The sequence below is a fragment of the Bacteroides salyersiae WAL 10018 = DSM 18765 = JCM 12988 genome, assembly GCF_000381365.1.
Classification (GTDB): Bacteria; Bacteroidota; Bacteroidia; order Bacteroidales; family Bacteroidaceae; genus Bacteroides; species Bacteroides salyersiae.
Genome location: NZ_KB905467.1, coordinates 1,006,313 through 1,021,442, shown reverse-complemented (window position 1 = coordinate 1,021,442; position 15,130 = coordinate 1,006,313). Strand labels below are relative to the sequence as shown.

The following is a 15,130-nucleotide window of genomic DNA, read 5'->3' as shown; positions in this document are numbered from 1 at the left end:
TTGCCTGCCTATTTGATAATATTTACTTCCTGTCCTTCGGAAAGAAAACTATGTCCGCTCAGCACAACTTTATCTCCCGTAGTAAGCCCTGACAGGATTTCTATTTTATTGTCTCTCTTCAGATTGCCAATCGTCACAGGGATAGCCTCTACACGATTGCTTTCTGTCAATCTCCATACAAAGGTGCCCGTCGCAGGACGATGACACACAGCCAGTTGAGGGATAAAAACCGGACTTTCTTCCTGTATCGAATCTTCCGGAAAAGTGATTGACATCGTGCCACTCATACCTCCCGGTAGCTTATCGTCCCGATTGTCAAGAATGGCAGTCAGAATAAAGGATAGATTATTCGTAGTAGTAGTCTTGGACACCTGTACATCATCGGTAGCATACACTTTATCTCCCAAAGCATCAAAACGAAATTTCAGTTTATATCCGAAAAGGCCGTCCGGTTGCCGTTGCAATGCCACAGCCATATTTTCGGGAATATACGTTTCTATCTTCAAACGCGATAGGTCAATAAAACTGACAACAGATTGGGATGCACGTACATCTTGATAACGCTCTATATTCACCTCTTGCACATATCCGTCAAAAGGTGCCAATAAGCGGGTGTCTGCCAACTCATTGGCAGCCGTCTCATAAGCAGCCCGGGCAATAGCACAATCCGCCTTTGCTTTCTCATATGTGCTGGCAGAAATATTCTCTTTTGCATATAATGTTGCAACACGCTTAAACTCAGTCTCTGCCTGATGGTATACAGCTTCCGCTTTCTCCTTACGAACTTTGAAATCGCGATCGTCAATCGCTGCAATCAACTCACCTTTACGAAAAAACTGCCCCGATCGGACATCAAAATCCAATATCGGGCCGCCTACCCGAAAAGATAACTCCGTAGACTTAAAAGGTTGCGACAAGAAAGTGAATTCCCTTTCTCCTTCGCTGACAGCTTTCTCGGCACAGAAAACCCTGACCGACATCCTTTCTTCCTTCTTGTCTTTTTCACCCATACTGCATGAAATACCCAAAGTGGCAACAAGAAAAAGACAAACAAATTTCTTTACCTCCATATTCATTACCTACATATTTTTACGGCAAACATACAAGGTCATTTTCAAAATAGAAGGAAAAAAAATACTGAAGTGGAAAATCGGAGACTGAAACGGAAAAAGAAGGAACTGACTCATCGGCGTTTCGCCTTCCCTCCCATCTTATTTATTCTGACAATAGCATGAAACATGAAATAGCTTCCCAATACATTCGATTCCGTATCCCGTATAGCAGTTGCTGTAATGGTACGCATCAATGCATTCTCCTGCTGCAAAATATCATAGATTTTAAATCTCAGCAGCAACTGTTTTCGCTTAAAGAAAGACTTGGAAATTTGCATATTCCACATCAGATAATCATTCCCCTCATCTGTACCATATCCGGCACGCAAATTCCAAACCGCATCGCTATACAACTCAAAACCGAGAGGAAAATACCACTGAACATTCATTCCGGTCTGATAATCAAATGTCTTTGTACGGATACTTCTTACATTATTATAAGAGTTATTATAAAGTACGGAACCTCGCACCCCCACCTCGAACTGTTCCGTACGATAGGTCAGAGTAAGTCTTTCACGAGCTGTTAAATGACGGACAGAGCTTTTCTGAGGTTCTTCTTTATTAAGCGTAGTATAACCATTCTTATTACTATAGCGGAGCATCGAATACGTACGTATCAGCCAGTGTTTATTCTTAAACGGGGTACTTAATGAAAAAGAGCCCTGTGTTTGCCAGTTACCATTCATGTTGACGGGTAGAGTCGTCCGTCCTCCGGTCTCACTGTCATAAGTCACCTGATTGGTCACACTGTTTAATGTATTCTCGGCAGTCAGTTGCAACACCATGTTTCGTTGGTGTTTTACATTGTAAGTGTTATAATTGAGATTAAAAGTGTTGGTATACGATGGTTTCAACGACGGATTACCCATACGGATATTCAACGGATTAGTCTGATCGGCAACAGGTTGGAGATCACGAACGGAAGGTTGACGACTCTTACCGCGATAAGTAATCTGCAAACGGGTACGTTTGGAAAACTTATATCGGAAACTCACTGTCGGTGAAAAGTTGAGAACACTCCGGGGAAGGCTATACTTAAGTTCATCCAACAGAAAATTGTCACTGACCGATTTTTGTGGTTCGAGATCAACTCCGACATTATAATTATATTTTTTCTGTGAAGTACGTACAGACAGATTCACCAGATGATTGGAATATTGGTTTTCAAAACAGTTACTGTTAAGTGTATCAGGGTCTTCTGTAAAATCTTCTAATTCTTTATTCCAATTGTAAGCTTTACGATCGGAATTGGACGTCCGATGTTGATAACTGTAACGAAATTGAAGAAAATGTGCCCATGGCAACGGCTCCACGTATACAAGCTGAATACGATAGTTATCACCGTCTGTTTGATTTTCTATCTTCTGGTTCAGCACCTTTTCTGTCCCGTTTTTAAAATAGCGTGTAGTGGCATAGTTAAGCCGGTCAGATGAGGAAGTATTGACCCCGTAATCAAGTTTCAAGGCGACATTACGTCCTCTACGGTTTAATTTACGGCTTATTTGCAACATCAGTGCCAGATTGTATTGTGAACTTTCCGACCAGTTGGAGGATTCTTTTTCATTCAGTTCCTCCTCATCCGCCCAACTCTTTTGATAACCGGCCCCCTGACGCTCCGCCGCAGAATAACGGAAAGTTGGACGAAAGATCAGATTAGTCACTGTATCTATTTTCCATTCCAAATATGCATTCCCCGTAATTCCGTCGTTTTTATTTCGCGTACTATTCGTACTATTCGTGATCGACTTTTCCTTTTTCATAAAATTATCGGTCATCGTACTACTTTCTTCCTTTCGGTCCGTACCGGCATATTGCACATTCGAACGAAACTTCACACTCCCAAAATCTTTACTAAAGTTAACTCCCAACGAACGAGAAGTCGTCAAGCCGGCCCTGCTGCGTGTATTGCCCGTGGCATTGGAGGATTCCTGTTGTAATTCCGAAAAGCCTTGATTGTTAGTATTATTCCAATTTGCAATGACGGTGAGTTGTGAAGTTTCCCGGATACGATTCATGGTATTAGCTATTTCATAGCGGCTCTTGCTTCCCATGCCGCCAAGAAAATTGTTCATCCAACCCTTCTTCATATCCTTTTTTACAGAGAGATCAAGAATCATCTCCTCTTCGCCGTCATCAATCCCCGTAAGGCGTGCCAGATCGGACTTACGCTCATAGGCTTTCAATTTCTCCACCATCTCCACAGGGAGATTCTTCAAAGCAGCCTGCGGATCATCTGAAAAGAACTCTTTACCATCTACCAATATCTTTTTCACCTCTTTACCCTGAATCATTAATTTTCCATCCGAAGTGATCTCTCCACCCGGCAGTTGCTTCACAAGTTCTTCGAGCATGGAACCTTCAGGAGTACGAAATGCGGAAGAGTTATACACAGTAGTATCATTCTCGGTAACTGCCATTGGCGCTTTGCCCGTTACAACAGTTTCCTCTAACATGAAACCATCGGGAGCCAGACAAATATCACCCAATTTCCAATCCTTATTATCAAATACACGATTAACGGCTGCATAACCGATATAGGACACATGAACGGATATCTTTCCCGACCTACGAACAGAAGCAGTAAGAGAAAAACACCCGTCTTCTCCGGTTGCTCCTCCGGTGATAAACGTACTATCGGGCATTGCATAGATCTGAACAGCGGCATAAGGTATCGGTTCCTGAGTTTCTTCGTCAAGAACACGTCCGGCAAATACCAACTTACCGGACTGTGCCTTAACCTCCATCGTCGCATATGCCATTTGCAATATGCAATAAATTAAAAGAGCCTGAAAGCAACCTATATACCTATTTATATTCAATGAATTCGTATTAGATATTTTTATCAGATGATTTGCGCTATTTAAAGATTAGAGTAAAGAGTCATTATAAAGTTAAAACTAAAGGTTAGTTTTTAGGGTTTATTAAAGATTGGCATTTCTATCATAGCTACCCACCACTTAATCATAACTTTTCTATCACCTCTTTTTTCATAAAGACAAATGTAAGGAAAGGTAACAAAATCAATTATCAATATTATCTATATTTCTATCAGCAAAATCTCAGAAAAGACACTATAAATACAACTTATACAAAACAATAACAAATTAGCACTCTAATTTATGACTCGTTATTACGTTGATCCGATATTCCCCCCATGTCTGGGTGAACAAAAAAGCGAGGACACTTCGATTAAACCGAAATGTCCTCGCTTGCTTTTGAGCGGAAAACGAGACTCGAACTCGCGACCCTAACCTTGGCAAGGTTATGCTCTACCAACTGAGCTATTTCCGCAATTAAAGTCTCTCATCAATTCATCATCTCCAAAAGACTGTGCCCAGAACAGGACTCGAACCTGCATGCCTCTCGACACACGCACCTGAAACGTGCGCGTCTACCAATTCCGCCACCTGGGCCTTTCTTATATCTTGTAGTTCAAAGAACGTGAGCGGAAAACGAGACTCGAACTCGCGACCCTAACCTTGGCAAGGTTATGCTCTACCAACTGAGCTATTTCCGCATTTTTCAATATATGTGAAGAGAAGGAGACTCGAACTCCCACGACATAACTGTCACTACCCCCTCAAAGTAGCGCGTCTACCAATTCCGCCACCTCTCCAAATCTATTTATTTCTGAACTTCTCCACTTCTTTGTGCCCAGAACAGGACTCGAACCTGCATGCCTCTCGACACACGCACCTGAAACGTGCGCGTCTACCAATTCCGCCACCTGGGCAAAGAAAGGATTTCCAATATTTCAAAGAGAGCGGAAAACGAGACTCGAACTCGCGACCCTAACCTTGGCAAGGTTATGCTCTACCAACTGAGCTATTTCCGCATTTTTCGTTTGCGGTTGCAAAGGTAGGGATTTTCTCTAAACGTGCAAACATTCTGCATACTTTTTTCGCAAGAAAATATATTCTTTACCCACTCCGAAAAATAATTTATTTGATTATCAACTCATTCTGTCACGGTAATCTTCATAAGAAAACTCTTTGTATATTTCGGCTGTTTCTTCTTTTGTCCACAATGCAATGGCAGGATGATGAATGCCATTGAACATGTTTGTCTTGACCATCGTGTAATGTATCATATCTTCAAATACAATCCGTTCACCGATGTGCAATTCATGATCAAAACTCCACAATCCCATATAATCGCCGCTTAAACAGGAATTACCGCCGAGACGGTAAACATAAGGCCCCTCATTTCCCATTTCCGCTCCGCGCACCGCAGGTTGATAAGGCATTTCAAGACAGTCGGGCATGTGGCAAGTAAAGCTGACGTTCAGTATGGCAGTTTTAATACCACGACTCTTTACAATGTCCACAACCTCGGAAGTCAATACCCCCGTCTGCCAAGTAAAGGCCGAACCGGGCTCAAGAATGATACGCATATGAGGATAACGGGATTTCAGCCCTTGAAGCAAACGAATAAGATGTTCCGTATCATAATCTTTACGGGTCATGAGATGCCCTCCCCCTAAATTCAGCCACTTTATCTGCGGAAACCAACGGGAAAACTTCGCTTCAAGATGCTGCAAAGTACGTTCCAGTTCGAAAGAAGAAGATTCACAATGGCAATGACAATGAAAACCTTCAACCCCTTCCGGAAGAATATCAGGCAACAAATCGGCAGTAATGCCGAAACGGGTACCGGGAGCACAAGGGTTATATAATTCCGTTTCAACCTCAGAATATTCGGGATTAATACGAATGCCGCAAGAGATATTCTTTCCCTCAGCTACAACCAAGGGATAAAAACACCGAAACTGTGACAGAGAATTAAAAGTAATATGACTGCTACAACGCATGATCTCGGGAAAATCCGACTCAGTATATGCCGGTGAATAAGTGTGTGCTTTACTTCCAAACTCTTCTAAAGCCAACCGGGCCTCGTATACAGAACTCGCCGTAGAATGTGCGATATACTCACGGAATATAGAAAAAGAACGCCACATAGCAAAAGATTTGAAAGCAAGGATGATTTCTACTCCTGCTCTATCGGCCACACTTTTTATCAGATTCAGATTCTTTCTCAACAACTTTTCTTCCATGATATAACAAGGAGAAGGAAATCGGGTAAAGTCTATCATATCGGAATATAAAATTTAGTAGTTAGTAGATAGAATAATGATGCAAAAGTACGTAATGTTTTCCAATATTTCCTACCTTTACGAAATGATTTGATTCTTCACAAAAAATTAAGAAAACGTTATGGATAAAGATTTAAAGAAAGTAGTGATTCTCCTGGCGCATCCCAACATGAAAGAGTCACAAGCAAACAAGGCATTAACGGATGCTGTAAAGGACATGGACGAAGTGGCTGTATATAATCTGTACGAACTGCACAATGAAAGTACTTTCAATGTGGACGAATGGAGTAAAATCATTTCACACGCTGCTGCTGTTATCTATCAATTCCCATTTTATTGGATGTCCGCACCGTCGCTACTGAAGAAATGGCAAGATGAGGTATTTACCTATCTGGCAAAAACACCTGCAGTAGCAGGAAAACCATTAATGGTAGTAACCACTACCGGTTCAGAGTTTGAAGCATACCGGAGTGGAGGAAGAAATCGCTTTACCGTAGACGAATTACTACGACCTTATCAAGTAGGTGCTATACACGCAGGTATGGTGTGGCAGACACCGATTATAGCCTACGGCATGGGAACAACCGATGCTGCAAAAAACATAGCGGAAGGAGCAAATCTATATAGACAAAAAGTAGAAAGACTCATTGGAACGGAAAATTCCGGAAACAATTGGTAAGTACTCCTGATAAAAGCTAATAAAATAGCCATTACACTAAAATTCTTATAAATGCAGATGAATACAAAGGTCAAATTGAACACTTATGATCATGTACATCCATCTGCATTTATAAGAATGTCCGGATTCCCATCCGGTACAATTAAAATGTGCTGAACGAAGTTCCAATATTTCTCATAATCGCTATTTCAATTCCAAAACAGTACAATAAAGCAAAAACAAGCACTATTTATCTCCCCCTTTTCTGAGTCGGCAATGAAAATTCCTGCCAATCACATTCGGAATAATCTCCGGCAGCTACCGTAACACGCAGCACTACTTCACCATTTTTCAATTTCTCGCCACCATATACGGTAGCAGTATAACGTATCCCCTCACCGGGAGCTATCTTTTCTATCATCACTGACGGAGAAATATAAATATTCTTCATCCCGGTTATCTCTTCAACCGTAGGTACGATATCATAGACGGGAGTACGTCCTTCGTTCACCACTTCGAAAATCACCTTACTATTTTCACCGGCATCAATCACATGATTACGGTTCGTATCGATAAAACGGATATTCCGTATCCTCAAATCCGGTATCTGTGCCGGACGCTGAGACTGAGGTTTGGAATTATATCGTTTCTCCGTTATTTCCACATAACCCTCTTCCCTGTTACGAGGTGTCGATACGGCATTCCCGATAGCAGCACCGGCAACGGTTCCTACAATAGTACCGATAGCCGAACCGCGATAACCACCTCTCCATCCATGATTATTCTCACCGATAAGACCACCGATAGCACTTCCCACCGAACCTCCAATAGAAGCTCCCGCCACAACGGCTCCGGGATTTCCGGACATACGTCCGCTAACACAACCACTCAATAAAAAAGTGGACAAAATCATCCAAACAATTAGCTTCTTCATGGCTCACTTATTTTGTGCTTCCCGCAAAAAAAGTACGGCAAGCGGTAATTATGAAATATCACCCTATAACTTTAAAACGTGCAAAGCGCAATAATAGTTGCTTCTCACCTGCATTTTTAAAGCGAATAGTAGCTTTGGCATTATCACCGTTTCCTTCTACTTGCAGCACCTCTCCCAACCCGAAACGTTCATGCTCGATTTGTTGTCCCGGCTGCACAGATACAGGCAAAGCTCCACCAACAGCAGCCGGCGTTCCGGATGAACGGACAGATGACACAGTACCAGCCGCAGAAGAAACTGTCGGGTCTATCTTCTTCAAATTACGCGGAGACAACGTTGGATTAATAAGTTGTACTTTGGGACGTTCGCGACGGAAACGTTCGGCACTTTCATCTATCTGCCTTCCCAATCCGGCTTCATGCGGCAATTTTAGAAAACGAGTATCGATATCCCTAAGGAAACGACTCGGGGTACCGAATTCCATCTTTCCATAACGGAAACGGGTTTTGGCGAATGAAAGAAAACAATGCTCTTCGGCACGGGTAATGGCTACATAAAACAGTCGTCTCTCCTCCTCCATCGCACGGGGAGAATCTCCGGCCATCCCACTTGGAAAAAGATTTTCCTCCATTCCCACCACAAACACATTGCCAAATTCAAGTCCTTTAGCAGAATGAACGGTCATAAGAGTTATTTTTTCACCGTCTCCCTCCTTATCGGAATCTTGATCGGTAAGTAAAGAAACCTCCGAAAGAAAATCGGTTAAAGACACATTGGGATTCCCTTCTTCCTGCCGGACAGCACAAAAGTCATTAATACCGTTAACCAATTCCTCTATGTTCTCCTTGCGACTTAAATTTTCGGGCAGATTATCCTGACAGACATCATTGATAATGCCGGATTGACGAATAATTTCCGTACCTATTTCATAAGCATTCTTCTCGCTTTGTGTAGAGATGAACTCTTCTATAAGTCCACGAAAATCTTGTAATTTATTGTGTGTACCTTTATTAATAGTAAGACCATAAGTCAAAGGTTCGCAAAGAACAGCCCATAAGCTGACATTATTCTCCGTAGCAGCCGCTATGATTTTTCCTACCGTAGTGTCACCAATACCACGGGCAGGATAATTAATGATACGCTTGAAAGCTTCCTCATCATTAGGATTTACCACCAAACGAAAATAAGCAATCACATCCTTGATCTCTTTACGCTGATAAAATGAAAGTCCGCCATAAATTTTATAAGGCATTCCCCGTTTACGCAAAGCTTCTTCAAAAATACGGCTTTGGGCATTCGTACGATACAAAATAGCAAAATCGGAATAAGAATAGTCGTGCTCACGACGCAAAGCCGCTATTTGATTCGTCACAATATCCCCCTCTTCCACATCACTGTAAGCCTGAAACACACCAATAGCCTCTCCCTTTTCCTTTTCGGAAAACACCTCCTTACGTATCTGCCGCTCATTCTTCGCAATCAAGCTATTGGCAGCACAAACAATGGTTTGAGTGGAACGGTAATTCTGTTCCAGCTTGAACACTTTCGTATTCGGATAAATCTTCGTAAAATACAAAATATTATCAATATCCGCTCCCCGGAAAGAGTAAATACTCTGAGCATCGTCGCCTACCACACATACACGCTGACTCTCTTTGGTAAGCTGGAGCACGATACTGTGCTGGGCATAATTCGTATCTTGATACTCATCTACCAACACATAGCGAAATTGCTCACGATAACGTGCCAGTACCTCCGGAAAATCACGGAATAATATATAGGTATACACAAGCAAATCATCGAAATCCATAGCTCCTGCCTGGCGGCAACGTTCCCAATAACGACGATAGATATCGCGAAGTGCAGGAACCTTGGCTGCCTGATCTTCTGTAAAGGCTTCCTTATTCGCTGCATAACCGGAAGGAGAAACCAGATGGTTCTTGGCATTAGAGATACGCGCCTGCACCATACCGGGCTTATAGGTCTTTTCATCCAACCCCATCTCTTTGATGATAGAACGTAAAAGGCTCTTGCTATCAGCCGAATCATAAATAGTAAACTGTGAAGTAAATCCGACATGCTGGGCTTCGGCACGAAGAATCCGCGAAAAAACAGAATGGAACGTTCCCATCCAAAGATAACGGGCACGCTGCTCGCCTACCTGACGGGCGATACGTTCTTTCATTTCACGTGCAGCTTTATTAGTAAAGGTAAGTGCCAAAATATTCCATGGATTATATCCATTCTCTAACAAATGGGCTATTTTATAGGTCAGTACACGTGTCTTACCGGAACCTGCACCTGCTATCACAAGTGATGGCCCGTCATTGTAAAGCACCGCATTACGCTGACTTTCGTTCAGTTCTTCGAGGTAGTTTCTTTCCATAGCGGCAAATTTATAACATTCATTTGACAATATATAGAATTTTATATACTTTTGTGACTTAACCTCAAAGAAAACAAGTATGATAAAAAAGAGTCTCTCTTTAGTTGCCATCTTCATCATAAGCATGACAATAGGAACATCACAACTCATGGCACAAAAACAGGACCGCGTTGGAAAACTCCTGAAGTTCTTGAGTGATAATGAAATCGAAAAATTTCAAAAAGGCCGCGAGAAACTGGACGAGAAAACAGCCCAGACATTTGCCGCCGAGGTAGAACTAATGGATATCATGACTCGCCTATGGACTCAACCGGACAGTAAAAGCGCCATTGATTACTATCCTGCTTATGCTAAAGCCGTCAAAGGAAGTCTGCCGGCTATTTGCAACGAGACAGAAATTGATTTTGGCCCTCTGCGAGACCGGACAAACAGTGTAATAACAGAAATTCTGGACGCTTCAAATGATAAGCTTTCATTGAGTAAACAACTGATAGAAGGGGCCAAAAATGGTAAATATCCGATTCCACAGGCGCAAATGGATATTTTCTATAAAACAAGAGAAGATGCATTAATGAAGGATCTGGAGGAGAAAAGCAGCACAGCCAAATGTGAAAACTACTTCAATGAATTTCCGGAAGGTAAGTATAAAGTGCAATTCATGAGTGAGTATAACCAATTACTATACAACAGCGTGAAACGTGCACCGACCCATGCCAATTTTAAAAACTTCTTCGATAATATAACCTTAAACCGTTACTACAACGGAATGTCCAACCGTAAATATACTCCGGAAGTACGTGCGCTGTATGATGATTATCTTTTTTCCATGATACAACAGGCGGGAGCACTCGCATCTAAAAAACAATGTATTGACGAGTATGAGAATGCCGTCTATCTGGAGGAAGGCAAGCGAAAACACACTGTAGAATTGGAATATACCAAAGACAGTGTGGATTACGAATTGATGAAACCGGAGATAAACAGTAGTAGTAAACTGGAACTAATCCAAGGATTTCTCCTGACCCATAAGTATAGAGAATTTCGTGACAAAGCACATGAACTGCGCAGTCAATTCGAAGACTCGGTAGTATGGATTACTCCTTCCTCTACGAAATATTATAAAAAAGGGATGTTGATGAAATCGGAAGCAAAGCTGAATAATAAAATTACTACGGAAGTATATTCCTACTTGCCAAACGGGAAACCTGCCGGTATCGATATTACCAGTGGCAATATGCAATTTCACACATCATTTTTTTACGATGCACAAGACAGATGTGCACAAGAAATACAGATAAATACGAAAACCAAAAAAGAGATATACAAAAGAGAGCGGACATTCAATGCCGGAGGGACGGTGCAAAGCGATTCATTGAAATACACAGATGGTAAACTGATATTGAGAAGTTACAACCGGCAAGGAAAACTGATAGAAGAGAAAGAATATCATAAAGACGTAATGCTCTCATCGACGGTACATCAGTATGATAGCAAAGGAGAAAAAGTAAAATCACAATACGTATTGCCACTCCCCAAGAATCCGTTGCCTACACAAATCAGTTCGCGAACAGATGTATATGAATACGACAAATACGGCTATCTGACAAAAATTGTCTCCACACAAATATTGGTCAATAATGAAAAAAGAATCTGCTCGCAGTATTTTATGTACGACGAATATGGCAATCAAATAGATAGTGACATGTATTATGAATATGACCAAACCGGACAATGGATACGTAAAACAGCAAAAAACAATCCGGAAATAACAGAACAGAAAGTAGTCAAATAAAGAACGCCCGTTTTTAATCACGATTAGAAGAGCCTGCCTAATTTTTTCTCAAAACAATGTGAGCAAAAATTAAGCAGGCTCTAAACATTTACGGCTTTTCATATGTTAATAGGATATATACATAATAACCAAACATTATGAATACATTATTAATGTCTTTAATATTTATGACCATGACTTACGAAATGCCTAAACTTCCATACGCAAACAATGCGCTGGAACCTGTAATCAGTCAGCAAACTATAGATTATCATTATGGTAAACATCTACAAACCTACGTAAACAACCTCAATAGCCTGGTACCCGGAACGGAATTTGAAGGCAAAACAGTAGAAGAAATTGTAGCGAAAGCTCCGGATGGAGCTATCTTCAACAATGCCGGACAAGTACTGAACCATACATTATATTTCTTACAATTTGCACCGAAGCCTTCAAAGAAAGAGCCATCGGGTAAGTTGGCAGAAGCGATCAAACGTGACTTCGGAAGTTTTGAAAATTTCAAGAAGGAATTTAATGCCGCCGCAGTAGGCTTATTCGGTTCGGGATGGGCTTGGCTGTCTGTTGACAAAAACGGCAAGTTACATATCACCAAAGAAGCTAATGGAAGTAATCCGGTACGTGCAGGCTTGAAACCGCTATTGGGCTTTGATGTGTGGGAACATGCTTATTACCTTGATTTCCAGAATCGCCGTGCAGATCATGTAAACGCTTTATGGGATATCATAGATTGGGAAGTAGTTGACAAACGAATGTAATAAACCCTTTTTTATTTAATTCATTAGAGAACGCCGTCTTGTTTAAGATGGCGTTTTTTTTATCTAATCTATGTTTCAATGCTGTTCTGCCAGACAATAAGAGTATTCATTATTAAATAATTGATATGCGGACACACTGAAATACTCATCCGCTAACTCATTTTTACAAATATAAATTATATATTTGTATCGACTAACTAAATTAGACCATCTTCCTTTGAACAAGAATAGAAAAAAATTACTATGTACTTTTGCTATCATTGGAATTATTCTTCCTCTACATTCGCCCTACAGCCATGCACAGGAAATTATCAATTCCAAAGAGGAAATATTGTTCATTACTTCCTACAATTCGGACAGCAAGCACACTTATGATAACATAAACTCTTGTATCACGACTTATCAAAAATTGGGAGGTACCTGTCCGGCTGTAGTGGAGAACATGAATGCCATCAGTTTGGAACATGCCTGGAGATGGCCGAAAATAGTAAAAAACATCATAGACAAGCATCCCAAGGTAAGCTTGATCATACTGCTTGGCGGAGAAGCATGGAGCGGCTATTTTTCATTGGAGGAAGAAGAATATAAAAAAATACCGGTGTTATGCGCCATGGCTCCCCGCCATAGTTTCGACCTGCCTTCCAAAGAAACGAATGCCAGTACCTATCTCCCCGCCAGTATCGACTTGCTGGAACGCATGAAAGGTTTTAACGTGAAAGCATGTTACGCTTATAAATATCATGTAGACCGTGACATACACCTGATAAGGAATTTCTATCCGGAAATGGCACATCTTGCCTTTATCTCCGATAACACCTACAACGGACTAGCTCAATTGATTTACGTCAAACAGGAATTGGAGAAATATCCGGAAATAGGTACCACTTTCATCGACGGACGAAGACTCACCTTAGACATGGCGGCACAAAAGGTACACAATCTGCCGGACAACTCTGTCGCCCTACTCGGTATATGGCGGGTAGATATGCAAAAGATGACCTACATCAACAATTCGGTGTATGCTTTCTCACATACCAATCCGACACTGCCGGTATTCAGTCTGACAGCTACCGGAATAGGATACTGGGCCATCGGAGGATACGTCCCCGATTACGAGGACATCGGTCTGAAAATGGGTGAAAAGGCTTATCGGATATTAGATTTGAAAGAAAACCCCGAACCGGAATTGAACACATTACCATGCCGGTATGTGTTCGATGCAAAAGTATTAAAAGAATTGGGATTTGAAAACAAAGAGCTACCGGAAGGGGCTGTTATCATTAATAAAGAACCTACTTTCTTTGAAACTTATAAAAACGGAGTAAGGGTTGTTACCGGCATCTTTTGTACCCTATTACTCGGATTGTTCGTTTCTTTGTACTATTACTTCAAAACCAGAATTCTAAAAAATAACTTGGAAGAATCGGCAAAACAACTGGAAACAGACAAGAAAAAATTGGAAGACAATGAAATCGAACTGCGTCATGCCAAAGAACGCGCAGAAGAAGCCAATCGGATGAAAAGCGCCTTTGTTTCGAACATGAGTCATGAAATCCGTACTCCCCTCAATGCGATCGTAGGTTTCTCCAGTCTGCTGACAAGTACGATAGAAGCATCCGAAGAGCAAAAAACATACATCTCGATTATTCAGACCAATTCGGATCTGTTACTCCAACTCATTAATGATGTGCTGGATGTCTCCCGCTTGGAATCCGGCAAGCTACAGTTCGATTATGAATGGTATGATCTCATCGGTCATTGCCAAAATATGGTAATGTTAACCAACCAGAACAAGGCAGTAAATACAGAAGTCCGTTTCGATTCTCCCCTCGAATCATATACGCTTTATACCGCCCCGCTCCGTCTTCAGCAAGTCATTATCAACTTGTTGAACAATGCACTGAAATTTACTCCCGAAGGCGGAAGCATCATACTGAGTTTCGAAATAGACGAGACAGACGGCTACGTCCTCTTTTCGGTCACAGATACCGGATGTGGCATACCGGACGATAAACAAGAGCTCGTATTCAACCGTTTTGTGAAGTTAAACGAATTTGTACAAGGTACCGGACTGGGGCTTTCTATCTGCAAACTGACCATCCAGCAGATGGGTGGAGACATTTGGATAGACCGCAATTATAAAAACGGAACCCGCTTCGTATTCTCGCATCCAATAAAAAAACGGGAAGAGGAAAACACAGAAATACAATAAAAAAGTATTCGTTTTATTTTTTTTCTGCTTCTTTTTCATTTACTTTGCCGCCGTAAAGACAAAGGGGTGCCCGGCAAGACGGGCTGAGATCATACCCTGGAACCTGATGCAGTTAGTACTGACGTAGGGATTGTGTTACTTCATTACCGCTCTCCATATTAATAGCACTCTCTTTGTATTTACTTTCGT

9 protein-coding genes, 6 tRNA genes and 1 riboswitch are annotated in these 15,130 nt (G+C 41.5%); of the genes, 4 read left to right on the top strand and 11 right to left on the bottom strand.

Annotated features, from left to right (window positions below):
• Positions 1-8: 8 nt before the first annotated feature.
• From HMPREF1532_RS15540 to nspC, 9 genes are all read right to left on the bottom strand, one after another.
• Entirely contained in the window at positions 9-1,076 is a 1,068-nt protein-coding gene (locus HMPREF1532_RS15540; protein ID WP_005931530.1) for an efflux RND transporter periplasmic adaptor subunit, read from the bottom strand.
• Between the two features lie 107 nt (positions 1,077-1,183).
• Complete coding sequence (locus HMPREF1532_RS15535) at positions 1,184-3,871, bottom strand: outer membrane beta-barrel protein (protein WP_244266433.1); 2,688 nt, start codon at positions 3,869-3,871, stop codon at positions 1,184-1,186.
• 459 nt (positions 3,872-4,330) lie between these two features.
• Positions 4,331-4,403 (bottom strand) — tRNA-Gly (locus HMPREF1532_RS15530).
• 40 nt (positions 4,404-4,443) lie between these two features.
• Positions 4,444-4,525, bottom strand: a tRNA-Leu gene (locus HMPREF1532_RS15525).
• A 31-nt stretch (positions 4,526-4,556) separates the two neighbouring features.
• Positions 4,557-4,629: transfer RNA gene (locus HMPREF1532_RS15520), tRNA-Gly, on the bottom strand.
• Between the two features lie 15 nt (positions 4,630-4,644).
• Positions 4,645-4,728: transfer RNA gene (locus HMPREF1532_RS15515), tRNA-Leu, on the bottom strand.
• A 35-nt stretch (positions 4,729-4,763) separates the two neighbouring features.
• Positions 4,764-4,845: transfer RNA gene (locus HMPREF1532_RS15510), tRNA-Leu, on the bottom strand.
• Between the two features lie 29 nt (positions 4,846-4,874).
• A tRNA-Gly gene (locus tag HMPREF1532_RS15505) sits at positions 4,875-4,947 on the bottom strand.
• Between the two features lie 117 nt (positions 4,948-5,064).
• Complete coding sequence (nspC, locus tag HMPREF1532_RS15500; RefSeq protein WP_005931524.1) at positions 5,065-6,204, bottom strand: carboxynorspermidine decarboxylase; 1,140 nt, start codon at positions 6,202-6,204, stop codon at positions 5,065-5,067.
• Positions 6,205-6,325: 121 nt separating this feature from the next.
• Between nspC and HMPREF1532_RS15495 the strand changes: the two genes are divergently transcribed.
• Positions 6,326-6,883, top strand: a complete 558-nt coding sequence (locus HMPREF1532_RS15495) for an NAD(P)H-dependent oxidoreductase (protein ID WP_005931520.1) — start codon at positions 6,326-6,328, stop codon at positions 6,881-6,883.
• A 229-nt stretch (positions 6,884-7,112) separates the two neighbouring features.
• On the opposite strand, the gene HMPREF1532_RS15490 is transcribed toward HMPREF1532_RS15495, so the two are convergent.
• Positions 7,113-7,796 (bottom strand): glycine zipper family protein, encoded by a 684-nt coding sequence (locus tag HMPREF1532_RS15490; RefSeq protein WP_005931517.1) that lies wholly within the window; start codon positions 7,794-7,796, stop codon positions 7,113-7,115.
• Positions 7,797-7,854: 58 nt separating this feature from the next.
• Complete coding sequence (locus HMPREF1532_RS15485; RefSeq protein WP_005931514.1) at positions 7,855-10,182, bottom strand: ATP-dependent helicase; 2,328 nt, start codon at positions 10,180-10,182, stop codon at positions 7,855-7,857.
• 79 nt (positions 10,183-10,261) lie between these two features.
• On the opposite strand from HMPREF1532_RS15485, the gene HMPREF1532_RS15480 reads away from it, so the two are divergent.
• From HMPREF1532_RS15480 to HMPREF1532_RS15470, 3 genes are all read left to right on the top strand, one after another.
• A complete protein-coding gene (locus tag HMPREF1532_RS15480; protein WP_005931512.1) occupies positions 10,262-11,974 on the top strand; it encodes a hypothetical protein in 1,713 nt (570 codons plus the stop codon).
• A 137-nt stretch (positions 11,975-12,111) separates the two neighbouring features.
• Positions 12,112-12,729, top strand: coding sequence for a superoxide dismutase (locus HMPREF1532_RS15475; RefSeq protein WP_005931510.1), 618 nt, complete (start codon positions 12,112-12,114; stop codon positions 12,727-12,729).
• Between the two features lie 217 nt (positions 12,730-12,946).
• Positions 12,947-14,941: a sensor histidine kinase gene (locus HMPREF1532_RS15470; protein WP_005931508.1), complete on the top strand. Its 1,995-nt coding sequence runs from the start codon at positions 12,947-12,949 to the stop codon at positions 14,939-14,941.
• Between the two features lie 52 nt (positions 14,942-14,993).
• A riboswitch (TPP riboswitch) is annotated at positions 14,994-15,088 on the top strand.
• Positions 15,089-15,130 lie beyond the last annotated feature (42 nt).

Excerpts from the sequence above, each read along its gene's own strand:
- HMPREF1532_RS15540 (WP_005931530.1), bottom strand. The coding sequence starts at position 1,076 with ATGAATATGGAGGTAAAGAAATTTGTTTGTCTTTTTCTTGTTGCCACT.
- HMPREF1532_RS15535 (WP_244266433.1), bottom strand. The coding sequence starts at position 3,871 with ATGGCATATGCGACGATGGAGGTTAAGGCACAGTCCGGTAAGTTGGTA.
- nspC (WP_005931524.1), bottom strand. The coding sequence starts at position 6,204 with ATGATAGACTTTACCCGATTTCCTTCTCCTTGTTATATCATGGAAGAA.
- HMPREF1532_RS15495 (WP_005931520.1), top strand. The coding sequence starts at position 6,326 with ATGGATAAAGATTTAAAGAAAGTAGTGATTCTCCTGGCGCATCCCAAC.
- HMPREF1532_RS15490 (WP_005931517.1), bottom strand. The coding sequence starts at position 7,796 with ATGAAGAAGCTAATTGTTTGGATGATTTTGTCCACTTTTTTATTGAGT.
- HMPREF1532_RS15485 (WP_005931514.1), bottom strand. The coding sequence starts at position 10,182 with ATGGAAAGAAACTACCTCGAAGAACTGAACGAAAGTCAGCGTAATGCG.
- HMPREF1532_RS15480 (WP_005931512.1), top strand. The coding sequence starts at position 10,262 with ATGATAAAAAAGAGTCTCTCTTTAGTTGCCATCTTCATCATAAGCATG.
- HMPREF1532_RS15475 (WP_005931510.1), top strand. The coding sequence starts at position 12,112 with ATGAATACATTATTAATGTCTTTAATATTTATGACCATGACTTACGAA.